The organism is Nitrospirota bacterium (assembly GCA_016219645.1).
GTDB lineage: Bacteria > Nitrospirota > Nitrospiria > Nitrospirales > Nitrospiraceae > Palsa-1315.
In genome coordinates this window covers 254,430-279,016 of record JACRLR010000040.1, presented here as the reverse complement: position 1 = coordinate 279,016, position 24,587 = coordinate 254,430, and the positions used below count along the sequence as shown (strand labels likewise).

23 protein-coding genes are annotated in these 24,587 nt (G+C 56.1%); 6 read left to right on the top strand and 17 right to left on the bottom strand.

Annotated features, from left to right (window positions below; translation table 11 throughout):
- Positions 1-115: 115 nt before the first annotated feature.
- From HZB34_14490 to HZB34_14480, 3 genes are all read left to right on the top strand, one after another.
- Complete coding sequence (locus HZB34_14490) at positions 116-745, top strand: response regulator transcription factor (GenBank protein MBI5317170.1); 630 nt, start codon at positions 116-118, stop codon at positions 743-745.
- Between the two features lie 159 nt (positions 746-904).
- Positions 905-1,714: a response regulator transcription factor gene (locus HZB34_14485; protein MBI5317169.1), complete on the top strand. Its 810-nt coding sequence runs from the start codon at positions 905-907 to the stop codon at positions 1,712-1,714.
- Positions 1,692-2,060, top strand: coding sequence for a response regulator (locus tag HZB34_14480; protein ID MBI5317168.1), 369 nt, complete (start codon positions 1,692-1,694; stop codon positions 2,058-2,060). Before HZB34_14485 ends, HZB34_14480 begins: the two co-directional genes overlap by 23 nt.
- Before the next feature lie 136 nt (positions 2,061-2,196).
- Here the strand turns inward: HZB34_14480 and HZB34_14475 are convergent, their stop codons facing one another.
- From HZB34_14475 to HZB34_14455, 5 genes are all read right to left on the bottom strand, one after another.
- The gene (locus tag HZB34_14475; GenBank protein MBI5317167.1) at positions 2,197-3,315 is read right to left on the bottom strand and encodes a hypothetical protein; all 1,119 of its coding nucleotides are present in this window, start codon (positions 3,313-3,315) and stop codon (positions 2,197-2,199) included.
- A gap of 83 nt (positions 3,316-3,398) precedes the next feature.
- Entirely contained in the window at positions 3,399-3,944 is a 546-nt protein-coding gene (locus HZB34_14470; protein ID MBI5317166.1) for a TIGR00645 family protein, read from the bottom strand.
- A 175-nt stretch (positions 3,945-4,119) separates the two neighbouring features.
- Positions 4,120-4,767 (bottom strand): response regulator transcription factor, encoded by a 648-nt coding sequence (locus HZB34_14465; protein MBI5317165.1) that lies wholly within the window; start codon positions 4,765-4,767, stop codon positions 4,120-4,122.
- Positions 4,764-5,993 (bottom strand): PAS domain S-box protein, encoded by a 1,230-nt coding sequence (locus HZB34_14460; GenBank protein MBI5317164.1) that lies wholly within the window; start codon positions 5,991-5,993, stop codon positions 4,764-4,766. The genes HZB34_14465 and HZB34_14460 overlap by 4 nt, the downstream gene beginning before the upstream one ends.
- Positions 5,990-6,808: an ATP-binding protein gene (locus HZB34_14455; protein ID MBI5317163.1), complete on the bottom strand. Its 819-nt coding sequence runs from the start codon at positions 6,806-6,808 to the stop codon at positions 5,990-5,992. The genes HZB34_14460 and HZB34_14455 overlap by 4 nt, the downstream gene beginning before the upstream one ends.
- Before the next feature lie 215 nt (positions 6,809-7,023).
- Between HZB34_14455 and HZB34_14450 the strand changes: the two genes are divergently transcribed.
- Positions 7,024-7,737: a GNAT family N-acetyltransferase gene (locus HZB34_14450; GenBank protein MBI5317162.1), complete on the top strand. Its 714-nt coding sequence runs from the start codon at positions 7,024-7,026 to the stop codon at positions 7,735-7,737.
- 36 nt (positions 7,738-7,773) lie between these two features.
- Here the strand turns inward: HZB34_14450 and HZB34_14445 are convergent, their stop codons facing one another.
- Positions 7,774-8,574 carry a LuxR family transcriptional regulator gene (locus HZB34_14445; protein MBI5317161.1) on the bottom strand — a complete coding sequence of 267 codons (801 nt, stop codon included), beginning with the start codon at positions 8,572-8,574 and terminating at the stop codon, positions 7,774-7,776.
- 198 nt (positions 8,575-8,772) lie between these two features.
- Here HZB34_14445 and HZB34_14440 point away from each other — a divergent pair, with 198 nt between their 5' ends.
- Positions 8,773-10,125: an outer membrane protein transport protein gene (locus HZB34_14440; protein ID MBI5317160.1), complete on the top strand. Its 1,353-nt coding sequence runs from the start codon at positions 8,773-8,775 to the stop codon at positions 10,123-10,125.
- Between the two features lie 130 nt (positions 10,126-10,255).
- Here HZB34_14440 and uvrC read toward each other — a convergent pair whose 3' ends face one another.
- The 6 genes from uvrC to HZB34_14410 all read right to left on the bottom strand — a co-directional run bounded on the left by uvrC (position 10,256) and on the right by HZB34_14410 (position 15,380).
- Positions 10,256-12,082 (bottom strand): excinuclease ABC subunit UvrC, encoded by a 1,827-nt coding sequence (gene uvrC, locus HZB34_14435; GenBank protein ID MBI5317159.1) that lies wholly within the window; start codon positions 12,080-12,082, stop codon positions 10,256-10,258.
- Between the two features lie 31 nt (positions 12,083-12,113).
- A complete protein-coding gene (locus HZB34_14430; protein MBI5317158.1) occupies positions 12,114-12,530 on the bottom strand; it encodes a four helix bundle protein in 417 nt (138 codons plus the stop codon).
- Between the two features lie 125 nt (positions 12,531-12,655).
- Entirely contained in the window at positions 12,656-13,525 is an 870-nt protein-coding gene (locus HZB34_14425; GenBank protein MBI5317157.1) for a diaminopimelate epimerase, read from the bottom strand.
- 128 nt (positions 13,526-13,653) lie between these two features.
- Positions 13,654-14,052 carry a VOC family protein gene (locus HZB34_14420; protein MBI5317156.1) on the bottom strand — a complete coding sequence of 133 codons (399 nt, stop codon included), beginning with the start codon at positions 14,050-14,052 and terminating at the stop codon, positions 13,654-13,656.
- Between the two features lie 144 nt (positions 14,053-14,196).
- A complete protein-coding gene (locus HZB34_14415; protein MBI5317155.1) occupies positions 14,197-14,688 on the bottom strand; it encodes a GNAT family N-acetyltransferase in 492 nt (163 codons plus the stop codon).
- The gene (locus HZB34_14410) at positions 14,667-15,380 is read right to left on the bottom strand and encodes a polysaccharide deacetylase family protein (GenBank protein ID MBI5317154.1); all 714 of its coding nucleotides are present in this window, start codon (positions 15,378-15,380) and stop codon (positions 14,667-14,669) included. The genes HZB34_14415 and HZB34_14410 overlap by 22 nt, the downstream gene beginning before the upstream one ends.
- A gap of 374 nt (positions 15,381-15,754) precedes the next feature.
- On the opposite strand from HZB34_14410, the gene HZB34_14405 reads away from it, so the two are divergent.
- Positions 15,755-16,906, top strand: a complete 1,152-nt coding sequence (locus HZB34_14405; protein MBI5317153.1) for a site-2 protease family protein — start codon at positions 15,755-15,757, stop codon at positions 16,904-16,906.
- A gap of 111 nt (positions 16,907-17,017) precedes the next feature.
- On the opposite strand, the gene HZB34_14400 is transcribed toward HZB34_14405, so the two are convergent.
- From HZB34_14400 to nuoL, 5 genes are all read right to left on the bottom strand, one after another.
- Positions 17,018-18,385: a hypothetical protein gene (locus HZB34_14400; GenBank protein ID MBI5317152.1), complete on the bottom strand. Its 1,368-nt coding sequence runs from the start codon at positions 18,383-18,385 to the stop codon at positions 17,018-17,020.
- Between the two features lie 165 nt (positions 18,386-18,550).
- Positions 18,551-19,435, bottom strand: coding sequence for a YihY/virulence factor BrkB family protein (locus HZB34_14395; GenBank protein MBI5317151.1), 885 nt, complete (start codon positions 19,433-19,435; stop codon positions 18,551-18,553).
- Positions 19,436-19,522: 87 nt separating this feature from the next.
- Positions 19,523-21,010 carry an NADH-quinone oxidoreductase subunit N gene (locus HZB34_14390; GenBank protein ID MBI5317150.1) on the bottom strand — a complete coding sequence of 496 codons (1,488 nt, stop codon included), beginning with the start codon at positions 21,008-21,010 and terminating at the stop codon, positions 19,523-19,525.
- The gene (locus HZB34_14385; protein MBI5317149.1) at positions 21,007-22,566 is read right to left on the bottom strand and encodes an NADH-quinone oxidoreductase subunit M; all 1,560 of its coding nucleotides are present in this window, start codon (positions 22,564-22,566) and stop codon (positions 21,007-21,009) included. The genes HZB34_14390 and HZB34_14385 overlap by 4 nt, the downstream gene beginning before the upstream one ends.
- Before the next feature lie 89 nt (positions 22,567-22,655).
- The gene (gene nuoL, locus HZB34_14380) at positions 22,656-24,554 is read right to left on the bottom strand and encodes an NADH-quinone oxidoreductase subunit L (GenBank protein MBI5317148.1); all 1,899 of its coding nucleotides are present in this window, start codon (positions 24,552-24,554) and stop codon (positions 22,656-22,658) included.
- Between the last annotated feature and the right edge of the window lie 33 nt (positions 24,555-24,587).

Genomic DNA, 24,587 nt, shown 5'->3' with positions numbered 1-24,587 from the left:
GCTGTAGGATCTTTGCGGATACCCCTATCAGCCTTACTCTGCTACCTCTTCCCTTTGATCTCCAGTAGGCTGTTTCTGAAAATCACACGGGTCATGCACATGAACCAGGGACGCTATGCTAGTCCTCCTCATCGACGACCATCCGCTCTATCGCCAAGCTCTCATGCAGGTCATTAATGACTCCTTCCCCTTATGGAAAACTCAGGAGGCTTCGACCGGCGCACAAGCGCTGGACATCGTGCGCCGGGAGCCGGTTTCTTTGGCCGTACTCGATATCATGCTGCCGGATCAGAGCGGTCTCGATCTGCTGAAACGGATTAAGCAACTGCGACCAAACCTTCCCTGCCTGATGCTGAGCATGCACAACGAGCCGCGGTATGCCGAGCTGAGTTTTCATTTTGGCGCGTCCGGCTATCTCACGAAAGACACCGAACGCGACGAACTGTGCCGTTCGCTGCGTACGATCCTCGCCGGAGGGCGCCATGTCGCCGCCTCTTTGACGGACCGGCTGGAAACCCGCGGTGCCATGAGCCGCACGGCTCCCTCAGCCTCCCTCTTGTCAGCCCGCGAACTCGAAGTGCTGACGCACTTCGGACAGGGCTTGACGGTCTCTCAAGCCGCCACGCGGATGAAACTCAGCATCAAGACCGTCAGCACCTACCGCGCTCGTCTCCTTGAAAAACTTCAGCTGAAAACCACGGCGGCGCTTATTCGTTATGCCGTGGATCATCACCTTGCCCCCTAACTTGACCGTCGCTTCAACAACGGTCCCTGTAGGACGAAAACCGATACCAGAATACGGATCGGACTGATAGTCTTCCTCCCATTTTCGGGATAGCCTGACGTTCAGGAACGAATCGTTATGGTGCGACGGCCGGCTTGCACCGTTCTTCTTGGAGGTCGTATGGGAAACGAACCTGCTCTATGCGGAGAGCGTCGTCGCCGGCCCGCGTCGAAGGCTTCTACCACTTGCTCAACCGCTTCTGACTTCCGACGGCCGATTCGCCTGCTCATAGCCGACGACCAGGAGGTGGTCCGGGTCGGCCTGCGTATCATGTGCGAAGACGAACCGGATCTGCTGATTGTGGCTGAGACCGGCACCCAAGCCGGCACGTTATCCGAAGCGCAGCTGGTACAACCCGACATCGTGATCCTTCAAGATCGTCTTGAGTCTGGATCCGGATTCGAGCTCTGTCGGACCTTGTGTGCGATGATTCCCGGGGCCCGAATCATCATCCTATCCCTGGAAAATACCGGTACGGCAATCCGTGATGCCGTCGAGACCGGAGCCTATGGATATGTGCTGGCGGGAGTCAACCGTCAGGAGTTGCTCCGGGCAATTCGCGCGGTTGCCGAGGGGACCTTCTACATCGATATGAAGGCAAATCATCACCTGTTCGCTTCCCTCCAAGGGAAAGAAGACGCGGCTCCATTGCATCAGCGGTCAGGATTACAGCGTGTGTCGCCACAGGAGCGGCGAATTCTTCCCCTTCTGTCGGAAGGCATGACCAACAAGGAAATCTCCGCGCAGCTCTCTCTCTCCGACAAGACCGTAAAGAACTATCTTTCGCATATGTTTAAAAAACTCGGTATTGCGAACCGGGCACAGGCAGCGGTTCTGTTTGTTCTGGATCAGAAGCGGACATCGAACTCAAGCACCACAGCCCTCTCGACGAAAGGAAACAGCTACCATGGCGACTATCCTCGTCGTTGAGGATGACGAGCAACTTCGTAGCTGGCTTCGAAGACTCCTCGAGGACAACGGGTATTTGGTCTTCGAGGCAGGGAACGGAAGCAACGCTCTTGCCTGCATTGACCGAGAGAAGCCCGACCTGATCGTGCTCGATATTTATCTGCCTGACAAGGATGGATTGGAGACATTGCTGCAGCTCCACAAAGGCTGCCAGACAGTCAAGGTGTTAGCCATCTCGGGAAAATTCAATGCAGGGTACGGTACAGACGCCCTTGCCATGCTATTCGGCGCCGCCAAAACCTTGGCCAAACCGTTCACTGCCGCAGTTTTCTTAGAGCACGTGGAACAGCTCCTGGCATCTGCATGAAGACTCGATGGATATTCGCACGCTGGTTCGATCGATTGCTCCCCCAGTCGAACAGGCTCTCCGGGCTTGTCTGGACACCGAATTGGCGGGACAGCCGAGGCATACTCACGCAGACTTGGCAATAGGCAGGAGACGGTTACTTCACGGGTGGCTCATTCTGATCACGTGGGTTGCTGGCTGGCTGCCCTGTCATGACCTGGGAATAGCAGAAGCCTTCATGCTCGACGAGTTTTTTCGCAATCACTCCCGCTGCGGTTTCCAGGGTGGCGGCAACGGTTTCGTTGTTCGTTCCGAATAGACTTCCACCACGAACCGCTTTGCCGACCAGTGCTACCATTGCGGCTTCGGCGCGCATCGCATCACGAGTGACTCTCGCCAAGGCCTCCAGGGGGATCGCGGGATGATCGGCATCGAATTCAGGATAGGAGGGTTCCCGGGAGTTCGATACCACTCGCAATGCTGTCGCGCCATGTACGGCCGGTACTCGAAAGGCCGTGTCGAAGAATGCCTCCAGGAAAATGCGCGTGAGATCGGCGCTCACACGTTGAGAGTCGACCATGGAAGCCGAGGCGCGAACTGGACTGCCAGAGCTCATTTCTATTTCAGCTGAGATACCAGGGAACAGAAAGGCATTGCCGCTTCGATCGACGAACCCTTGCGAGGTAACCTTGACGACCCCCCGAGGGCCTGTTCCCGTGGAACCAGATCTTGCCCTGTAGCTGAGATCGCCCAAATAGGCTTTGTTGTATGCCAGCAACAAGCGAGCAAAGCGAGAAGAATCCCGTTCAAATTGATCCTCATCCAGCCCGATATGCCCGTGCCACTGCCTGGCGGCTTCAGCGACCTGCTTGAGCTTGTCCAGATCGATGCGCGCCGTCGCGGCGTTGGCCACGTCGTCAAGGACGTCGGCAAGGATAGAGAGGGAGGCGCCTTTGTCGGGATGCCGCCGGCGCACCGTATCAATGACGGCTGCCAGGGGGCGGACGCTCACCACGTGCCCCTTCTGGGTTTGCGGGGACAATGGCTCCGAAGAGGTACCGGCATTATGGCGCTCGCTCAATGGTTCATCATGAACTTGCCCGGTACATGCCAGGAACCTCGTCGCAAGCTCTTTATTGTCGGCTAGCTTCTGACGGAAATCTCTGTGATTGAGATCCGGTTGGTCGTGAAGCTGCACGACCGAAGAACTGCAGCCTGCTTGCGCGAGCAGGATGACTAGCAGGGCATACAGGGAATGCTCTAATCGCTTCATCATTGCTCGTGTCAGGTAGATAGGCTGAAGGCCGTTAGGGGGAGAAACCACCTTCAGCCTGAACACCTGGGCGGTGGCGCGTTGGGTCAGTGCTTCTTGTCTTTCTGCATAATCTTATCGGTCCATGCGAGGAGGATAGCGGAGCCGAGAAAGGTCAGATGGATAAAGATCTTCCACTTGATGTGCTCCAGATTTTCATTCTCGATGTCGACGAACGATTTAAGAAGATGAATGCTGGAGATACCGATCAACGACGCTGCGAGTTTGATTTTGATGGTGCCGGGGTCGATGTGGGTCAACCAGTCTGGTCGATCTGCATGATCCTCCAGATCTAATTTGCTCACAAATGTGGCGTAGCCTCCGATGATCACCATCGTGAGCAAGTTCGCCACCATCGTGACGTCGATCAGCCCCAGAATACCCAGCATGAAGACGGTCTCTTTTTGCTGATCGATATGGCGGATCATCTCCCATAGTTCAACAAGAAATTTGTACGCGTAGAGCAGCTCAGCCACGATGAGGCCGCCATAGAGTGGAGCCTGAATCCACCGGCTGGCGAACACGATTGTTTCAAATACGTGCTCAACGCGGCTGCCGGGAGAATGAGAACGCTTTACTGCGGCGGGTTCTATAAGATCGGAATGACTCACAGGCCGTTATCCTAGTCGGCGAGGAAGTGAGCTGTCAATTCGAACGACCCTGTCGTTCGTGAAGCGTGAAACGTCCGAATCCTGAAACGAACGACGCTTCACGAGATACGCTTCACGGATGTCGAGACCGGACGCTGGCGGACTTTCCCGCATCCTGCTAATCGACCAGGTGATGGTCAAGGGCGTAGCGGATCAATTCGGCGGTGGTCGTGAGTTGCAACTTGTCCAGGAGACGGGCTCGATAGGTGCTCACGGTTTTGATGCTGAGAGTCAGGAACTGCGCGATGTGTTTAATGGACCGGCCCTGGGCTAACAATACAAGAACTTCGAGCTCTCGCTTGGACAATGTGTGATGTTCAGGACCGGAGGGACTCTGACTCAGGTTACCGGCCAAGCGCTCTCCAATGGAAGCGGAGACATACCTCCTGCCGCTCAACACCTGCTTGACCGCCCTGGCCAGCTCTTCTGGCGCGGTGTTTTTGGTGAGATAGGCCATAGCCCCTGTCTGGAGCGCACGAGTTGCATATTGCTCTTCAGAGTGCAGGCTCAAGACCATCAGAGGGAGTTGGGGCATTGTCGTATGTAACTCGTACAAGAGCTCTAACCCGTTCCGGTCAGGAAGGCTGATGTCCACGATGATCAGATCCCAGGACTCTTTCCGCGCTGCGGCAATCCCCTTCGCACCGGTATTGGCTTCCCCAACCTCGACGTACAGGAAGTGTTCTTCAAGGATCTGTTTCACACCCCGGCGCACGACCTCGTGATCGTCGATGATCAGAATTTTTACCAAGTCAGTCGCAATCATGGGATGGAGCCCTCCGCAACCGGCCCGTCGGCCAGAGCCTTTGAGCGGCGTGTCGGCACAGAGGCACGGGCTGTGGTTCCGACCCCGAGCGCACCTCCGATAGAAAAGTGGCCGCCCAGAAGGGAGACTCGTTCCTGCATCCCTCGAAGCCCGAAGGAATCGAGCTTGCTCATCCGCTCGCAGGTAACGCCCTTTCCGTTGTCAGCCACTTCCAACGTCACCCTGCCGTCACCCTGGTACAGCTGTATTCGTACCAGCGAAGCGGCAGCATGACGCATCACATTGGTCAATGATTCCTGTGCGATTCGAAACAACGCGGCAGACGTTTCTGAGGGCAGCTCCAGGGATGACACTTCCGGGTCCACGTCTACCAGGCATCGCACGCCCGTGCGATGCTGGAATGTCGCCGCGAGGGATTCCAATGCCGGGACCAGTCCAAGATCGTTCAGCATCGCAGGGCGCAGGTCTGCGACTGTCGTACGAAGAGATTCCAACAGTGCGTCGATCGATCCCGACATGGCCTGGACTTTGCTCACTAGCTCCCTGCTGCCGGTTGGAGCAGGCAACAGCGACAGTTGTTTGCGGAACCAGGCAAGGTCGAATTTCAGACCGGTCAAGGCCTGTCCAAACTCGTCGTGTAACTCCCGTGCAATTCTGCCCCGCTCCTCGTCTGCAACCTTCTCAGCCCTGCGAGCCTCGGTCAGGATCTGAGCATGGGCCAGCAGGAGCTCTTCTTCAATCTGGGTATCAGAAAGGAGGACGGTCCCAATTGCCATGAGGCCGATGAGGTCTCCATGAGTCCCCAGCACCCGCGAGAGACTCCAAGAAAGCATTGCCTGTGATCCAGTACGTGTCCGGAGAGGGACCTCAAGACCCCTTATCTCCTCCCCTTGAGTCACCTGCGCGAGTTTTATCCGAAAAGAGGCGCGCGCCTCCTTCGAGAGACAGAGTTCCACAAAGTTCCGGCCCAGTACTTCATCGGCCATCCAGCCGGATACTGTTTCAGCCGAGCGGTTCCACCCTAGAATGATTGAGTCAGGCGCGAGAAGCAGAATCGCACTACCGGACAATCCTAGCAATGTGCGATAGCACTGCTCAATTGGCTCCCCCTGGGGGATAGCCGGCTTCAGGGAACTGCTTGCACCGGTCTTGTTGCCCCTGCGCACCCCCCGGCTGGGAGCGTTCGAAGATAATGCCGTATCACGTTGAGTGCGTTGGCGGTTCATGTCGTCGCGAGCACCGGCTCAAGATAGACATCGGCGGTGATACATGTGCCTCGACCCAGGGTGGATTTGATGTTCAGGCGACCACCGATCTTTCGAACTCGAGTTTCCATCTGGGCAATCCCGATGCCTTTCGGCTGTCCCTGAGCGACGGCAAAGCCTGATCCGTTGTCGCAGATGCGCAGCCGTACTCGGGAGCCGATGTGCCGAAGGGCAATCACGATCTGTGTCGCGTGGGCGTGGCGGACACAATTACTCAACGCCTCCCTGGCAATCGCAACGAGTTCGCGCGCTTCTTCGCCGGTCAGGATTTCTGCTGCTGCAGGGGCAACCGCCACACGAATCCGTAATTTACCCACCTGCTCACAAGTCTGGGCAAGGGCTTGTAACTCGGAGACCAGCCGGAAGGGATCGATGTTGTCAGATTCCACACTGAGAATCATGCGTCGGATATCTCGAATAAGCCTGTTGAGTTGATCGGTCGCCTGACCGTTGGAACGTGGCAGAGCAGGCGGCACACCCCTGTGCAACTCTGGGGATTGTGCAAGGCTCAACTCGATCGCATAGAGGGCTTGCAGCACAGAGTCGTGCAGTTCCCTTCCTATGCGGCTGCGATCGTGCAACAGCGCGGTCAGACGTTGCTCGGATGCCTTGAGGGCAGAGGCGAGACTGCCTCCGACCTGATCCCGCAGCAGGTAAGGAAGAGACTCCGATGTGTCCCAGGGAATTCCATGAGTGAGAGCCGCACGTTGCTGTGTCGGTTTTCCTGAGGATTGCCGAAATCCGTCGAGTATTTGAAAGCCCTGCCGGTTTTTCATCAGTTAGAAGACCCTCTCCAAATTTCATGCTACGAAAATAGCAACAGAGCCTCTCCTCGTAGAGACCCCTTGGTTCGACAGGCTCCTATTTGTACGCACCTGCTCGTATTGGGTCACCTGGCGGTTCCGCCAGGTGACGAAATACGTAGAACATGAAAAACAATGGCCGCGAAAGTGACAGGGCTTTTCATGGGCTTTACGAAAGGAGACGGCTGATGCACGCAGTGAACGATGTCGAATTCAGTGAAAATGGTTTTGTTGTAAAGACCCTGCATGGGGAGCAGCTCACTCAATCATATCGACTCCGGCATAAAGTGTTTGCTGAGTCACTGAAGTGGGTTCCCGAAACAGATGATCGGCAGGAAATCGATCTGTACGATTTGTGGGGGACAACCGTTGGGTTGATCAGAGATGACGGAACGGTTGTTGGAGCAGCGCGACTCCTTCCCTCTTCCGGGCAGTTCATGCTCGAAAAAGAGTTTGGTGCCTTGCTCCCGGCCGGCTACCAACTCAGAAAAACTTCAGATACTGCCGAGATCACCAGGCTTGCGATTGATCCTGAAATCCGCGACAGAGGACTCTCATCCAAGATGATGCTGGTGCTGTTGAAAGGCGTCTATCAATGGGCGGTGGCGAACGACATTCGGTATTACTATCTTGAGGTCGAACACCGGTTCTTTCGCACGCTTCGGGCGCTCGGGTTCCCTTGTGAAATGATAGGAGAGCCGGTGGTGCTGCCTCCCGCTGGAGCCAGTTCCGTAGCAGCGCTGTACGATATGGTTCGATTTGACGAAGAGAATGCGGTCAAAAAACCACGGTTGCTGAACTGGATCTCCTCTATCGAGACGTTACAGGGAGAGATGATAGTGGGACGGAATTCGACGTACTCGAACTGCCAGAGGTTAGGGTTAGTAGGAGCAGAGGCGTAGCAGAAGCCCTGCTGAGATCAAACAAGCCTCATGTGGTTACACCACGTTCGGCAGACCATGTTCGATGGCGGTCGCAACCGCATGGGATCGCGAGGTGACATCCAACTTTGAGAAGATGCTCTCCACGTGGAACCGAATGGTCCGTTCAGTCACGCTCATGATTTTGGCGATCTCCCAATTCGTCTTGCCCTGCCTGACCCAGTTGAGGATCGTCATTTCACGGAGCGTGAGTTCTCTCACACAGGGCGCAACGGCTTGCGAACTCTTTGGGGCGGTGCGCAAGAGAGCAAGATGGACGTGATATCCAAAGTACTCGACGAGCGGCATGTACCGTTTCGCATCCACGCGTTCAGCAGAAGCAAATGAGCAGAAGGTTCCGTATCCACATGCCGTATCCGTTGATCCGGTTGTGATCCCATCCCCCAAACCGAACTCCTTCGCCGCTTCCATGAATTCTCGCTGTTTGTCCGAGCTCGCCGCCTTGTAGGTAGATTCCCAATGTTGAGTCCCTGGTTTCTGCAAGGCTGTCTGGAGGACCGGATCGACCTCAAAATACCCCCTCTGCCAGTAGAGGCGAATCCATTCTTCTGGATAGCTGACATTGAGGACATTGGTAAAACCCTCAAATGCGCCAGAGGGGCTGAGTTTTGCGAGCCCACCGATCACCCGGGTAAAGGGAAACAGAGTTTGGAACCGTGTGAGCACATCTTTGACATCTTCGACACTTTCTGATTGCGCCGCAAAGTGCAGTACTTCAATAAAATTCTCACACTCTGGTTTGGTGAGCTGGGTAAAGAGCGCTTTGGGAAAGGGCCGCTTGTTCTGGAGGTGTGCCATAGATTGCCTTCCTTATAGTACTGAAGTCTCGAAAGGCTACCATAAGACAAGCCGGTTTGCGATAAGGTATTTTAGCCCTAGCGGGTTCGTGGTCAATTCAGCTATATACGCAAGAAACATTGGGAAGTTCCGTTGCCGTGAGGAACGTGTACTCATTAGCGCTGTCAGATAAAAGATGACATCGGGTAGGAAGATGGCATGAGAGGCCGACAATTCGTTTTGGCTCTGGTGCTGTTTTTTATCCTGTGCCCGCAGCTTGGACATGCGCAAGGGATTCGGTTCCAGCCACAGGGAGCGACGGCGGCCGGGCAGGGGAATGCTTTTAGTGCCCAGGCCGACGACCCTTCCGCAATCCATTACAACCCAGCTGGACTGAGCCAAGTGAAGGGGATCCAAGTACTCAACGGAACAACCCTCGTTGGGGGGTCCGTCACGTATACCAGCCCGACCGGAATAGACAGTCGGGGAGACTTTGGAGGAACTATCGCCAATCCCCCACCGAGCTATTCCTATGTGAGCGCGAACCTAGGATCTCTTGGATGGAACAGCTTGTCCGACGTGACGGTCGGACTCGGCCTCAACTCGCCATTCGGATTGAACATCCGTTATCCCGTGGGTGGCCCCTTCAATACCGTCGTCACCTCTGCAGCGCTTCCGCTCATCGATATCAAGCCAACGGTGGCTTACAAGTTGAATGATCAATTGGCCATCGGGATAGGTGCAGACATCTATACGTTCGCTAGTTTTCTTGGACAGGGACATGCCGAGCAGAAGCAAATGGGCACCGGGCCCTTAGCTGGAGCTTCTATTGAGGCCAACGGCAAAGGAACAGGAGCCGGCGCAAACTTCAGTCTGCTCTATACGCCCCTGAGAAACAGCGATGGCCAACCGATCGCCTCTATCGGCCTGGTTTATCGCACCCAGGCTGTGGTGCCATTGGACGGATCGCTGTTGGTCAACGGGACGAAGGTGGCCGATGCGTCCACCAGCCTCGTGCTTCCCCAGATTTATACAGGAGCCGTTGCCATCTGGCCGGTCCGTACCAGTGAACGGGAATGGAAACTGGAACTCGACGTGGAATATGTCGGGTGGAATTCGAATCGAAACCTCGATATCCACCTTTCATCGGGCCAGGTCATCCCGCAACCACAACAATGGAAGACAGTGCCGGTCGTAGCGATTGGCACCGAATACAAATGGCTCAACCCCTCGTGGTTGCCCCATTGGGATGTGGCAGTCCGATCCGGGTACACCAGGACCGAGAATCCCGTTCCCGATACCACGTTCAACCCGGCGACGATTTCTTTAACTGCCAACACGCTGTCCATCGGGACGGGCTTTGTATGCAAAGGCCAGGCTAAATTTCTAGGCCTGGTGCCTTGCGGAGGAACCTCCGCACTGTGGCCGAAAGCAATTGGACTCGATATGGCGTTTCAGGAGTGGTTCTATGAGTCACGGACGATTACCGGTAACATCATCAGCCCCACCGTGGACGGGACATACCATGCCTATGTCCATCTGGGGACCGTGAGCATCAATTTCATCTTTTAGCAGCAGGATGCTGAAAAAGTCCGCCAGTCTATCTGGTCTATCTGGTCTGTCTGGTTGGTTTCGTTTAACGAGCTGACGAGATAGACCGAACAGACCAGATAGACCAGACAGACCTCGCAGATGACCGCATTCAACTGCCGGACGGAGTAGATTGCGCGAACGCTTTCCGCAGCTCCGCAACGGTCTTGGGATCGAGACCGGCTGCCGTCAATTCATCGTCCGTGGCCGCAGCAATATTCGCCAGGTTGCCATATCGCTTAAGCAGGCGGGCCCGCTTGATTTCGCCGATACCGATCACCTGATCCAGTTGTGAGGCCATCAGGGCTTTGCCGCGAAGTTTGCGATGGAATGTAATCGCAAATCGATGGGCTTCGTCGCGAATGCGTTGCACAAGATGGGTGGCCGGGGAGTTCGCGCGAAGCACGATGGGATTCTTTCGCCCAGGCAGGAAAATCCGTTCATCCTTCTCGCCACGTGCCTTGGCCAATCCGATAATCGCCAGGTCCTGATGGCCGACTTGTTTCAGCCCTTCCATAGCTGCGGCGAGCTGGCCCAGTCCTCCGTCGATCAGGATGAGATCAGGACGTGCGAGATGCTCGCTCTCTCCGTAGCGACGCGTGACGACTTCCTGCATACTGGCGAAATCGTTGGCGCCGGTCACGGTTTGGATTTTGAACCGACGGTAGTCGGCTTTCTTCATCTGACCGTCTTCCCATACGACCATGGACGCGACAGATTGGTTGCCCATGGTGTTTGAAATATCGAACCCTTCGATGCGCCGGGGTGCGATGGCCAAACGTACGAGCCGCTTCAGTTCTTCGACTGCTTGTCGCCCGATTTCTTCGTCGCGCAGGTGGCTGGCTACCGCGGCGCCGGCGTTTTCCTCCGCCAGGAGGAGCAATTGATGTTTGACGCCCCGCTCAGGCGCCACGACGCGAACCTCGCTCCCGCGCTTGCCTGACAACCACTCTTCGATGACCCTGACGTCATCCAGGTTGGAGGGGACAAGCAACTCTTTGGGCGGCTGACCGTCTTTGTTGTAGAACTGTTCAATGGCGGATCGAACGAGTTCCTCGTCGCCGGCATCGGCTGAATTGGGCCAAAAGAAGTCCTTGCGTCCGATCAGGAGGCCGCCGCGCACGAAGAGGATCTGGAGGTCGACCGCGGCGCCTTGCCGCGCCAGGCCAATGACATCCTGGTCGGTCGTCGTTGTCTGGGTAATCCGTTGTTTCTCGAGTGTGCGTTCGATGTTGAAAAGCCGGTCGCGCAAGCGCGCCGCTTCCTCGAACTCTTCATGTGCCGCCGCCGTTTCCATCTGCATGCGCAAATCGTCCAGTAATTCATGGTCGCGTCCTTCGAGAAACTGACGCACCTGTTTGACGATACCGTGATAGCCCTCTTTCGATTGATTGCCGGTGCAAGGCGCCATGCACCGTTTGATTTCGAATTCGATACAGGCTCGCTCCGCCTTACCGTTGATCTCGATCGTGCAGGTGGCCAGGGGGAAGGCTTTCTTGATGACTCTCAACGTCTCACGCAACGCGCCTGCTGGGCTATAGGGGCCATAATAGAGCGCGCCATCTTGTTGCACGCGGCGGACGATGGAGAGTCGCGGGAAGTCTTCTTTGATCGGCAGACGAAGGTAGGGGTATTGTTTATCGTCCCGCAACACCACATTGAATCGGGGCCTGTGCTGCTTGATCAGATTACTTTCAAGGATAAGTGCTTCGAGTTCTGATCGGGTGACGATCGTTTCCAGATCTGCAATGTAACTGATCAGGGCTGTATGTTTCGGAGAGCGGTCTGCCCCTTTTTGAAAGTAGGACCGCACGCGATGTGACAAAACCGCCGCTTTCCCGATGTAGAGCAATTCACCTCGCTCGTCCCTGAATAGATAGACTCCCGGCTGGTCCGGCACGTGGTCGAGTTTGGATTGGAGGGTGGCACCAAGATTCATGGTTAATGGTGAATGGGTGATGGCGAATGTACTAAGAGGACCGTGATTCCGGCTCAGCCTTGCCCTTTCCGCGGTGACGAATTTTCCGCTCAATGCTGGCAATCAGGTTCGCGAGTTGCTTAAGCGCCTCATCGTATCCCGTCGTGAGTAGCCTTCCAGCGGCTTCAGGCAGCTGCTTCACGCTCATCGCATAACAAAGATGGGTCTTCGTCTCTCGTCCCTCTCGACGACAGCGGTAGAGCGCTTGAAGGTACTCAGTGCTGTACTGCGAATAGAACCCCTCCGTCATATTCGCGCAGACGGATTCGGATGAACGGAGTACCTGCCCCCGAAGCCAGCGGAAGTCTGAATCGAAGGCACGCGAAATCTTTTCGATTTCTGTCGCGAGATGAAAACATGATTGATAAATGGGCATGTCCTCGACATTCTCAATATTCGGTTTCTTCATTTTTAGATTCTACTACCGAGAAGCATGAGCTATAAACCATCTCCCATCGGCCATTTCCCATTAACCATCATCCATGAACCATTACCCATCAACCATTTGCCATTGCCCATTACCCATCGATTCCCTCATCGGAGCGATCGTACGAAGGAGGGACTCAGCCTTCCCCGCGCCACTTCCGCGACCGGCCCCTTCATCGTCAGACTGAAGTCTTGGGCGACCTCGATGTTGAGTTGCCCCCCTGGCATCTTGACTCTCACAGGGCTTTTTACCAGGCCTAGCCGGACTGCCGCACTTGCGGCTGCGCAGGAGGATGAGCCAGAGGCCTGAGTTTCGCCGGCCCCTCGTTCCCAGATCAGGATAAAGAGCTCTTTGGGACCGGTCGGTACAGCGAGTTGGACATTCGTTCGATTCGGGAAGTAGGCATGGTTCTCTAAAATCGGTCCCAGTTTCAAAAGATCTTCTCGCGACCATGATTGCCCGGCCCGCTTGAAGACGACACAGTGGGGGTTCCCCACACTCACTCCAGTGAAGGTGAGGGATTGGCCATCGGCGACAATGGGCTGGTTGATCAGTTCGTTGATCGTGAGGGTGCAGGGCAGTGAAGCCGGATGGAACGTGGCCTGGCCCATTTCGACCGTGACAGAACTCGCATCGCCGTACCGGTCCAGATGCAGCGTAATCGTGACCAGCCCGCCTTTCGTCTCGACAGTGAACTGTCGTTTCTTTGTCTTGCCGGTGGCGTGGAGATAGCGGGCAAAAATACGCAGACCGTTGCCGGATTTTTCCGCCTCGCTGCCGTCAGGGTTGAAAATGCGGAGCCCGAAGTCCGCGATCTTTGACGGGACCAGCGCAAGAATCCCGTCACTGCCTAGACCCCAATGTCGATTGCAGATGGAGGTAATCCGTGATGCCGTGAGTGAGAACGACAGGTTTTTGGGGTCCATCACGAGATAGTCATTGCCCAATCCATGCCCGCGGAAAAAGGCGTTCCTCATCTTCTCACTCCTTGTTCATGATCTCTATGCAATGGTTGATGGTAAATGGGTAATGGTAGATGGACGATGGAGACGCTCTCGATTCATCGACCATTGACCATCAACCATTCACCATTGTCCATTTGTATTTAGACGAAAGCAACGCCGGGCGGGCGTTCGATCAGTTCGACCTCATAACCGTCCGGCGCATCGATGAAGATGAAGCGGCTGCCGGAGGAAGTTTGAGTCGGGCCATCGGTGACCTTCACGCCTTGCGTATGCAGCGACGCAATCGTGTCATCAAGACTCTCCACCTGAAAGGCAAGATGAACGAGGTCTTCCTGTACTGTAACCGGTCCGCTTGGAGGAAAGCTGGTGAGTTCAATAAGTTCGTCACTGTTTGGGACTTTCAAGAAAGCCAGCTGCGATCCGCGAGGAGAGACCTTCCGTTCCAGCACCTCCAGCCCAAGGACGCCGGTGTAGAAGGCGATCGTCTGTTCCATGTCACTGACCCTCATGCGGGTGTGGAGGAGCTTGGTGACTTTCATGGACACTCCAAATGGTTAATGGTTCATGGTAAATGGTCGATGGTTGACGAAGGCAAAATCCGAACGAATCCTTCCGTCTTCATTACCCATCGACCATTTACCATGAACCATTTCTTCTCTGCGACCATTGATCATCAACCATTCTCATTTACCCCTCGCGGGTCCTTTGGTCTTACGCAACAGGATTTCCGCGCTGCCTGGGATCAACAAATTCGGCATGGGACCGATCTCCTCGTAGCCCTGTTTCTTGTAAAAGTGCCTGGCTTGATCGTTGAAGTCCGAGACGCAGGCGAACAGATTCTGCACCCTCTCGAAGACCGACGCTTCAACGTAAGCGAGCAACAGCCCCCCCAGCCCCTTGCCTCTGGCCCAGTCCGCCACTCCAAGCAGCTCTACATAGTCGCCAAGCAGGAATTTCCGACGAACGACCACGATGCCGGCTACTCTGCCGTTCTGATCCACGACGTAGCTATCACGTCCTTGTGGAAGAGGAGCGAAATACTGGTCCCAGTCGTTGGCCTGGTAGCCCAGCCGTTTCCAAGGATCGGAGGAGGCGAGCAACTCTATCACACCAGACCGATCCTCAGCGGTCATGGGCCGGACGATCGACTCGGTCATGGGGATGTCTGACGACATGTGAGGAGATCACTCATGGTCATAGCGGTAAGGTTCCGCTGGGGCAAGAGCCGCTGATGCAGGTCTTGCACGACTTCATGTGTATGTCTGCCCTTCCCGTTGGCATGCATCACAATCACGCTACCCTGCTTGACGGACCGCTTCAAATGGTCTTCGATTTGAAGCGCCGTAATCGTCGGGTCGGGATCGCCGGATATGACATTCCAGAGAATGAATTGGAGACCGAGCGCACGGACCACGTTGACCGTGACATCATTGAATTCTCCATAGGGAGGACGAAACAATGTGGCTTCATGACCGTATCGTGTTTTGAGCAGACGAACCGGTCCGAGGATTTCTTGTTTCTGTTCGTCCGCTGAATGAAGCGGCAGGTGGGCATGGACATCGCCATGGGTGCCAACTTCAAAAAATGGAATCTGGAGCAGGGCCCGTACTTGCTGATCGTGTTTCGTCATCCATTTCCCGGACATGAAGAAGGTGGCCGGAATCTTGTGGTCAATCAAATAATCGACCAGTGCCTGATCGTAGCCCGCTCCGTTTCGCACCGGGCAGAGATCGAACGTCAAGGCGACTCCCGGGCATGAAGGCGGGCCTGACTTGATCACTTGGGCCTGCGTAAAAGGAGGCATCGCTGGAACAAGCAGCATCGTGAGGGCCAGGCATAGTATCCCTGAATAATAGCGTCGTCGCATGGTGCCTAGTATATCCGATCCCGCAGGCTGTTCAAAATGGCCAGACTTCTCACCCACCCAACCCTGGCGGCTACTACCCCCACCCGCCCTGAGTCTGCCAAGACAGCCTCTTCACCCAAGGACGCGCCTTTCCGCAGGCAAGGCCGCTATGAATGAAGAAGGCTTAGGTTGAGGTTAAGGAAGGAAGAGCGTTGGAGGTTGGAAGTTCGAGGTTAGAGGCTGAATGTTTGAAGCCGTGGGCAGGTTCTTGATTTTAAGCCTCATACCTCCAACCTCAAGCCACATCAGCCTCAGCCTTAACCTTCCAATAACGCTGGCGGACTTTTTCAGCAGCCGTCATTGACGCTCCAATTCCCGCACTGTTACGGTGACACATGGCTTTGCCTCATTGGAAAATCGGCCGCGCACTCGGCATCCCGATTTACGTGCATGCCTCCTGGTTTGTCGTGTTCTTCTTGGTGTCGTCGTCTTTAGCGACGGGGTATTTGCCGGAGATGTTGCCCGGCCTTTCGGTTCCACGCTATTGGGGCATGGGGGGCATAGCCGCCCTGTTACTGTTCCTATCCGTCTTGCTCCATGAATTGGGACATTCCTATGTGGCGCTGCGCTACAAGATTCCTATCAAGCAGATTACCCTGTTCATATTCGGGGGGATGGCGCATATGGGAAAGGAACCGCCCAGTCCGCGGGCCGAATTTTTGATTGCCATGGCGGGACCACTCGTGAGTTTCATCTTGGGAGCTGTGTGTCTCAGCGGGGCCATGGCAGTGGAGGCTTTACCCATGCGATCCACACTTCAAGGACTCGTTGTCCTCGGGAGCTTGCTCGGCATGGTGAATGTGCAGCTGGGACTGTTCAATCTGATCCCGGGATTTCCGTTAGACGGTGGACGTGTTTTGCGGGCTGGGCTGTGGGCCTTAAACAAGGACTTCCATCGAGCGACAAGTCAAGCATCCCTCGCGGGAATTGGGTTCGGTGTGGTGCTCGGGTTGATCGGCGCAGCCTTGATGGTGGGAACCTGGTCCGGTGCCCTGGGGCAGTCGATCGAGACGAATGGAGGCTGGCTCCTCTTTATCGGCGTATTCCTCTTTTCGGCAGCCCTGTCAAGCAGACGGCAGGCAGCCCGCCGGACGTCGTTGACATCGGTGACGGTACGGCAGGTCATGGCCCATCGCGTCGTGACTCTGCGGCCGGATATGACGGTGCAGGAGGCGGTCGATCAGTTCTTTGTCACGCATGGGTTCGGCGGATTTCCTGTATGCGAAGGAGGGCAATTCCTCGGTGTGGTCACAGTGAGCGACGTGCAAGGGCTTCCCATAGCACTCTGGCCCTGGCGATACATTCGAGAGATTATGCAGCCGGCCTCACAGGCTTGCTGCATTCCTCCGGACTGGTCGGTCATTCAGGCGATGGAACGGATGGTTCAAAATGGATCGGATCGCCTCGTGGTGATGGAGCATGAACAGATTGTAGGGCTCATCACCCGATCAGCCATCGCGAATGTTCTGCAGCTGCCCAAGGCGTGAGGCGTAAATCGTAAGGCGTGAGGGGTAAGGCGTCAGGCGAGTGAGACTGGAGGTAAAGGGTCGTTTTCTCTGTGCCACTTACTACTTACAACTTACTACTGGCGCCTCCGCTTAGTCATTCATGCGGGCGATGGAAATGTTTTGCGCGATGGCGATACGCACGAGATGGACCACGAGCAGGAATCCGTAGACGACACAGAAGAACTTGAAGGTCGCGCGGTAAAAGTCTGTTAAGAGAATGGGAAGACAGAGGGCAAAGAGCAGGCTGACGATCAGCGTCATGAAGGTCAATCGTTTGCAGAACTCATGGGAGGCTTCCCGCCCGATCTGTTTCAGCGCGCGCGCGTAACGTTCAGCCCGTTGGAGTCTGGCTGTCTGCAAAGCGTCTTCCCCTGTCCCCCAGTACCGCAGATAGACATAGCCACCCAGAATCAACAGCCAGGGCAGGGCCCACAGAGGCCAATAGGCCGCACCTCCATAAGTTTCGCCGCTGAGCAACGCGGCGAACGGCAGGGCGTACAGTAATCCCAATACCAGCGGCAGGATGCGTTCATCGTTTGGACGTTCCCCTTCCGGTCCGCCCTGGATCAGCTCACGCTCAAATAGGGGGTAACCGTATTTGAGGACTACCAGGGCAATGGCGGCACTCATGGTCTTGTCGGGAATGTAGCGGATCCAGGTCTGGAACCAATTGACGATCCACCAACTGAGACTTTCTCCCCAGGTGATTCCGAAGAGGGATTCCAGGTAGAGCCGCACGGATTGCTCCCATTGGAGCACACGCTGGCTCATCGATTCGGCGACGTCGGGATTCAAGGCAAAGGTTGTTTGTTCATGCAGTGCTGATTGGACAAAGGTTCCGGGAAGACTCATGACAAGCGCGCTGCCGACCCCGAAAATATAGAGGAACCAGGCATGGGACAGCGCGGAACTGCGTCCTGTCCTGAGATACTTTTGAAACCCCGCTTGCCTGGCCATCCAACCCCAATAACAAGCGCCGACCATACTCACCACCGACCAGGGGAAAATGACCACATCTGCACCGGTTTCCGGATAGAGTAACCAGTTCACGACAGAATTCGAGAGGAGCGCGGCGATGGCTCCCCACCAGGGACCCAATAGGAAGGCGACCAACGCTGTTCCTGTCATATCAAGGAACAGAATGCTCTCGAGATGGCGACTCAATGTGAGCCCGATGTAGTTGAGGATCAGGCCTGCTGCGATAATGACACTGGTTTCGTACAAGAGTAGATAGGAGATCCCACGGAAGGGCTTCGACGAGAAGAAGTCGATCGAAAGAGATGAATCAGCGACTGGACGTTCGGGAACGGAAGGCGACTTTCGTTCCTTCTTCGATGTCATCCGGTTGCGGAAATCCAACAGCTTCTCTAGGACAGACAACAACGCCGCGAGGAAGCCCACCACGGTGCCGCCGAGCATGAACATGTCTTTGCCGAATTCCCCGAGCAAGTCGAGCATGAGACAATCCCCTTCTTACGCCGGTAGATATTCTAGCTGCGAAGGGATATCCCCGCCAGCAAAAGCCTGGAAGCTGACAGTCGAAATTGGTTCATTTGGTTTATCTGATTCGTTTTATTCAACCAAATGCACAAAGCAGACCAAACAAACCAACTATCGGTCTTTTCATACTGATGGGCCATCCGGGGATGTTGGGTTCGAGAGGGGGGCTCTCGTGGCCGTAGCTGACAGTACCTGTTCCTGTTGTTGGAGGCTGTGCGCAACCTCAGCACCGATCAGCAAAAGGGCTGCGGAGTAGTAGAACCATAAGAGCGTCAGAATGACTTCCAACAGGGACCCATAGAGGTCGCCGTACACGGTCGCGTAGGTGCTATAGATCGCGAACAAGAGTTTCGCTGCGACCCAGAGAAGACTGAACGTCAGAGCACCGATCATCGCTTCACGCCATCGTGGCCGCCGCCGTGGGACGAGCCGATATAATCCCGTGACCACGAGGAAGGCCAGCGAAAAGGGGAGTGTATAGGCGAGAGACAGATCATGGGCTGCGAGGGCCAGGAGATCGAGCCCCCAAAGTCTTGGTGCGTAGGCCGTTAAGAAATTGATCGCTTGGGTCGCGACGTAGGAAAGAATCAGTACGAGTCCTGTCACGCCGAGTGAGGCTACTGCGATAGCGGTTGAGATGAGGGGATGTCGCTTCCACGTGCTCTCGAATACGACGTTCAACGCATAGTCGAGTTCGTAGAACACCAGCGTGCCGAACCAGACGAAGGTCAGAAACACGGCCCATCTGACTGTTTCCAACGCACTCACCCGCTGCAGTTCCGTTACGACATGTTCTCCCATCGATGGGAGAAAACCCTTGAGAGCATTGAGAATAACCTGTGCCCCGATCACATCCTGACTCACCACGAAACTCAAGCCGTAGAGTAAGAGGAAGACGAGAGGAAAGAGAGAGAGCAAAGAGAAAAATGCAAGAGAGGCCGCCAGACTGGCGCATCCGTGGCGCAGAAACGATCGTACGAGGTCTCTGAGAAAACGAAAGGGCTGCATTAGGGCACGATGGGTGATGGGTGCGTTACCAACGTAGCACGAGTCGCCCCCTCCTGCACCTGTTCAGAGTCTTCCTGGACGACAGGATCACTTGAGAGTCAGGACGGACTGGAGCGCGAAGCTGACGAGAGGGTTGGGAAAGAGGCCGAACAGGATCACGCCGACAACAGCGCAGGCCAACACAACGGATAGGGCCGGAGACGTGGCGAGGTGTGGCAGCGCAACTGAAGAAGGATTGGGATCGCGCATGTACATCACCATCACCACCCGCATGTAATAGTACGCCGATACGGCGGCGAAGATCAGGGCGAGTGCGGCGAGCCAGGCCATTCCTGCATCGACTGCCGCCATGAACACATAGAATTTGGCGATAAAGCCCGCGGTCGGGGGAATGCCGGCAAGCGAGGCCATGAAGACCAGCATGAAGAAAGCTGCGAGCGGTTGCCGCTTTGCAAGACCCGTGAAATCCTCGATTTCCTCTCCCTCGATCCCGCCTTTCCTGAGCATGCCGATGACGGCGAAGGCGCCGAGCGTCATGAACGAATAGATGACGAGATACATCATGACGCTTGCAAGGCCCGGTGTTCCCCCGGAGAGGCCGTCTCCCCGGCCTGCCGCGACAAAACCGATCAACGCGTAGCCTGCGTGCACAATGCTGGAATAGGCCAGCATCCGTTTGATATTGGTCTGCACGATCGCGACGAAATTGCCCAATAGCAGGGTGACGATGGAGATAAGCAGAAACAGGATCGACCAATCCGCCTTGAGCCCGCCGAGCCCTTCGACGAACACACGGATAAATGCGGCAAAGCTGGCAGCCTTTGCCGCCACCGCCATGAACGCCGTGACAGAGGTTGGGGCGCCCTGATAGACATCGGGCGTCCACATATGGAACGGGACCGCGGCGAGCTTGAACCCGAAGCCGACCGCAACCAGGATCGTCGCGATCAGCACAAGAGGATCATCCGCCCCGCGAGACCCGATGGCGCCCGCAATTGATACCAGCTTGGTGCTGCCGGCCAGGCCATAGAGCAACGAGATGCCATACAACAGAATTCCCGAAGAAAAGGCCCCCAGGACGAAATATTTGGCTGAGGCCTCCAGCGAGCGAGGTTTCGACCGGTTGAGACCGGCCATGACATAGAGGGAGATGGACATGAGTTCGGTGCCGAGGTATATCGTGAGCAAGTCGACAGCGGAAACCATGACCAGCATGCCGGAGAGGGCGAGGAGGATGAACCCGTAGTATTCGCCGACGTGGATGCGCTCGGCCTTCAGATAGGGCAAGGACAGTATGATCGTCACGCCGGTCACGCCGTAGAGGAGAGTTTTCCAGAACCTGGCATAGGCATCGATCGCCACCAGATCGCTGAAGGCGGACACCCGAACATTCTCCACGCTGATCTGCCAGCCTGTAAGCCCGAGACAGATGGCAAGGGCACCGACACTCAGCCAAGCCAGAAGATCGCGTCTGGACGCAGGAGTGATGGGGTCCAACACGATGACGAGACAGGCCGTGGCGAGGACGATGAGTTCAGGAAGCAAGGCCAAGAGATCAGCGCCGTAGAGACTCATCGCAATCCGCCTTGGATCTCCAGCGGCTCTTCTCTCTCCACCAGCAACGGCGCTGTGATTCTGGCAGAGGGGTGGGCAGTCGGTGCCACCTTCTCGCGGGACATGGAGGCAATGGTGTTGGTCACGCTCTGATGCATCCGGCTTATGAGAGGATTCGGATAGAACCCGATCCAAAATATCAACAGGACCAACGGCACCAGGGTCGCGAACTCCCGTCGGTTGAGGTCCCTGAGTTTCGGAAGATGGTGCGCGGCCGGGACTCCGAAAACCACCCGTTGGACCATCCACAGGAGATACGTGGCGGCGAGAATAATGCCCAACGACGCCACGGCTGTTGCAATCTTGCTCCAGGAGAAGGTGCCGACGAGCACGAGAAATTCTCCGACAAAACTATTGGTGCCTGGAAGACCGAGTGAGGACAGGGCGAAGATCACCAACAGAGTGGCATACTGCGGCATCGGTGATGCCAATCCGACATTGTCGGCGATCAACCGGCTGTGGGTGCGCTCATAGATAATGCCGACACAGAGGAACAGCCCACCTGTTGTAATCCCATGGTTGACCATTTGGAGAACGGCTCCTTCGATACCCTGTTGGTTCAGGACGAACAGCCCCAGGGTCACGAACCCCATGTGACTCACACTCGAATAGGCGATCAGCTTCTTGAGATCGACCTGCGCCAGCGCCATATATGCGCCGTAGATAATCGCGATGATGGAGAGGACAACCATCATGGGCGTAAAGACGCGACTGGCATCCGGCAGCATCGGCAGACTGAATCGCAGAAACCCATAGGTGCCCATTTTCAAGAGGATGCTGGCGAGGATGACGCTGCCGGCTGTTGGAGCCTCGACGTGGGCGTCCGGAAGCCAGGTGTGAAATGGAAACATGGGGACCTTCACCGCGAAGGCGGCGAAGAACGCCAGAAAGAGCCACATTTGCAGTGAAGCAGGGTAGGTGCCTTGGCTTAAGGCGAGGATGTCGAACGTGTGCCCGCCGTAATAGTACAGGACGAGGATGGCGACGAGCAGGAGCATACTCCCTGCGAGGGTGTACAGAAAGAACTTGATGGCTGCATACAGTCGGTTGGCACCGCCCCAGACGCCGATGAGAAGGTACATCGGAATCAACATGGCTTCCCAAAAGATGTAGAACAGAACGAAGTCCAGCGCGACAAATACTCCCACCATAGCCGTTTCCATGATGAGCAGCATGGCCATGAAGCCTGGGACTCTGGTGGTGATCGCATTCCAAGAGGCCAAGACGCAGAGAGGCATAATCCCAACGGTCATTAACACCAAGGGGAGGCTGATTCCATCGAGCCCCAGGCTGTAGTAAATGGGGGGAGCAGTAATCCAGGCAACATGTTCGGTGAACTGCATCTGACTGGCCTGTGGATCGAAGAGCCACCAGAGCGGGAGGGCGACACACAGATCAGCCAGCGTGGCGACCAGCGCAATCCATCGAGCGGTCGATTCTGTCGCGAACGACATCGCGACAGCCCCCGCAAGGGGGAGCAGGAGGAGAAGCGAAAGCCAGGGAAAGGAACTGGTCATTGGTCAGTGGTCAATTGGCCATGGGCATTGGCGAGAGAACAACACTTCGATGTTCCCAGTGACCAGTGACCAGTAACCATTGACGCTCCTTATAAGAAGAAGAACATCGTAAAAAGGACCACGGCCCCGAGCGCCATCCCAAGCGCATAATGTTGCGCCTGTCCGCTTTGCGTGAGCCTCAAGAGCCACCCTCCCCAAGCGATCGCGCGGGCCACGCCGTTCACTGCACCGTCGATCACGTTGACATCCACGCGCTTCCACAGTCCGGTTGCGCCGGCAAAGGTGGGGCGAACGATCGTCCGGTCGTAGACCTCGTCGACATACCATTTGTTCAGCGAAGCCCGATACAACGACTGCCACAGTTGAGCAAGTCGATCCGGCAGGGCCGGGTTGAGCACATAGACATAATAGGCGCATGCGATTCCGAGCAATCCCATGCCGGTGGCCACTGCCATGATGCCGGTGGAGGCTCCTCCACCGTGAGCCGCCTCGCCCGCGGCCGTCTCGAACATGGGGTCAAGAAACTCTGGAATGCCAAGATAGCCTGTGAGGATGCTGAATATAGCCAAGACGATCAGCGGCAGGGTCATCGTGTTCGAAGGCTCGTGGACGTGGTCCGCATGATGAGGATCGACATGCGAGGGACCCCAGAATGTCACGAAGACCAGCCGGAAACTATAGAACGCCGTCATCAGCGCCGTCACGAGGCCGAGCACGGTCAGGACCTGACCGAGGGGTCCAGCCGACCAGGCCGCGACGAGCAGATGGTCCTTGCTGAAGAATCCTGACGTCAGGGGGAATCCCGCGAGGGCGAGCGAGCCCACCACGAACGTCCAATAGGTAATCGGCAATTTGTGTTTCAGCCCGCCCATACGCCGCATATCCTGTTCGTGATGCAGGGCGATGATGACGGACCCGCAACCGAGAAACAGCAGGGCCTTGAAGGCACCGTGTGTCAAGAGGTGATACATGCCGGCGGCATAGGCACCGAGCCCGCAGGCCATGATCATGTAGCCGAGCTGACTGACGGTCGAATAGGCAACCACGCGCTTGATGTCGGTCTGGGTCAGGGCAATGGTCGCCCCAACGACCATGGTGACTCCGCCCGTGATCGCGACGAGCGCCATGGCGGTAGAAGACAGATTATAGAGGGGAGCCAATCGCGCGACCATGAACACGCCGGCGGTGACCATTGTCGCAGCATGAATGAGCGCCGAGATGGGAGTGGGGCCTTCCATCGCATCCGGCAGCCAGACGTGGAGCGGCACCTGAGCCGATTTACCGACTGCGCCGGTAAACAATAAGACGCAGATGAGCGTGAGCAGGGAGATATCCCAGGTTCCTCCAAACGGACCGAGGACGTTGATGACTTCGCCTGCCGACTCGTGCGCGCGCACGAAGATTTCTGAATAGTCGAGCGATCCAAAGCTGTACCAGACCAGCAGCAGCCCGAGCATGAAGCCGAAGTCGCCGACACGGTTGACAATGAAGGCCTTCGTCGCAGCGGAGCAAGCAGCCGGACGATCGTACCAGTGGCCGATGAGCAAATAGGAACAGAGTCCGACGGCTTCCCAGAAGATAAAGAGTTGAAGCAGGTTGTCCGCCATCACCAACATCAGCATCGAGAAGGTGAAGAGCGCGATATAGCTGAAAAACCGTGCGTACCCGGAATCTCCGTGCATGTAGCCGATGGTATAGATATGGACCAGTGAACTCACGGTCGTGACGAGAAGCAGCATGACAGCTGTGAGCCGGTCGATGGAGAAGCCGATGTGAATATCGAGCAGACCCGAGGTCAGCCAGGTGTAAAGCGGGAAGCTCGTCTGGTGCCCGCCGGCGACATCGAAGAAGACCATGAGCGCCAGCAGCCACGACACGACAACGGCTGGAACGGCGACGAGATGGGCCTTATCCTTGATCCAATGTCCGAAAATCCCGAGAATCAGGAACGCCGCGAAGGGAAGCAGTGGGATCAGTGCGTACGTCATAGGTGGTCAGCGGTCAATAGTCACTGGTCATTG

What these genes read in the sequence shown, in the direction of transcription:
- HZB34_14490 (MBI5317170.1), top strand. Translation starts at nt 116, where the DNA reads ATGCTAGTCCTCCTCATCGACGACCATCCGCTCTATCGCCAAGCTCTC.
- HZB34_14485 (MBI5317169.1), top strand. Translation starts at nt 905, where the DNA reads ATGGGAAACGAACCTGCTCTATGCGGAGAGCGTCGTCGCCGGCCCGCG.
- HZB34_14480 (MBI5317168.1), top strand. Translation starts at nt 1,692, where the DNA reads ATGGCGACTATCCTCGTCGTTGAGGATGACGAGCAACTTCGTAGCTGG.
- HZB34_14475 (MBI5317167.1), bottom strand. Translation starts at nt 3,315, where the DNA reads ATGATGAAGCGATTAGAGCATTCCCTGTATGCCCTGCTAGTCATCCTG.
- HZB34_14465 (MBI5317165.1), bottom strand. Translation starts at nt 4,767, where the DNA reads ATGATTGCGACTGACTTGGTAAAAATTCTGATCATCGACGATCACGAG.
- HZB34_14460 (MBI5317164.1), bottom strand. Translation starts at nt 5,993, where the DNA reads ATGAACCGCCAACGCACTCAACGTGATACGGCATTATCTTCGAACGCT.
- HZB34_14455 (MBI5317163.1), bottom strand. Translation starts at nt 6,808, where the DNA reads ATGAAAAACCGGCAGGGCTTTCAAATACTCGACGGATTTCGGCAATCC.
- HZB34_14450 (MBI5317162.1), top strand. Translation starts at nt 7,024, where the DNA reads ATGCACGCAGTGAACGATGTCGAATTCAGTGAAAATGGTTTTGTTGTA.
- HZB34_14445 (MBI5317161.1), bottom strand. Translation starts at nt 8,574, where the DNA reads ATGGCACACCTCCAGAACAAGCGGCCCTTTCCCAAAGCGCTCTTTACC.
- HZB34_14440 (MBI5317160.1), top strand. Translation starts at nt 8,773, where the DNA reads ATGAGAGGCCGACAATTCGTTTTGGCTCTGGTGCTGTTTTTTATCCTG.
- uvrC (MBI5317159.1), bottom strand. Translation starts at nt 12,082, where the DNA reads ATGAATCTTGGTGCCACCCTCCAATCCAAACTCGACCACGTGCCGGAC.
- HZB34_14430 (MBI5317158.1), bottom strand. Translation starts at nt 12,530, where the DNA reads ATGAAGAAACCGAATATTGAGAATGTCGAGGACATGCCCATTTATCAA.
- HZB34_14425 (MBI5317157.1), bottom strand. Translation starts at nt 13,525, where the DNA reads ATGAGGAACGCCTTTTTCCGCGGGCATGGATTGGGCAATGACTATCTC.
- HZB34_14420 (MBI5317156.1), bottom strand. Translation starts at nt 14,052, where the DNA reads ATGAAAGTCACCAAGCTCCTCCACACCCGCATGAGGGTCAGTGACATG.
- HZB34_14415 (MBI5317155.1), bottom strand. Translation starts at nt 14,688, where the DNA reads ATGTCGTCAGACATCCCCATGACCGAGTCGATCGTCCGGCCCATGACC.
- HZB34_14410 (MBI5317154.1), bottom strand. Translation starts at nt 15,380, where the DNA reads ATGCGACGACGCTATTATTCAGGGATACTATGCCTGGCCCTCACGATG.
- HZB34_14405 (MBI5317153.1), top strand. Translation starts at nt 15,755, where the DNA reads ATGGCTTTGCCTCATTGGAAAATCGGCCGCGCACTCGGCATCCCGATT.
- HZB34_14400 (MBI5317152.1), bottom strand. Translation starts at nt 18,385, where the DNA reads ATGCTCGACTTGCTCGGGGAATTCGGCAAAGACATGTTCATGCTCGGC.
- HZB34_14395 (MBI5317151.1), bottom strand. Translation starts at nt 19,435, where the DNA reads ATGCAGCCCTTTCGTTTTCTCAGAGACCTCGTACGATCGTTTCTGCGC.
- HZB34_14390 (MBI5317150.1), bottom strand. Translation starts at nt 21,010, where the DNA reads ATGAGTCTCTACGGCGCTGATCTCTTGGCCTTGCTTCCTGAACTCATC.
- HZB34_14385 (MBI5317149.1), bottom strand. Translation starts at nt 22,566, where the DNA reads ATGACCAGTTCCTTTCCCTGGCTTTCGCTTCTCCTCCTGCTCCCCCTT.
- nuoL (MBI5317148.1), bottom strand. Translation starts at nt 24,554, where the DNA reads ATGACGTACGCACTGATCCCACTGCTTCCCTTCGCGGCGTTCCTGATT.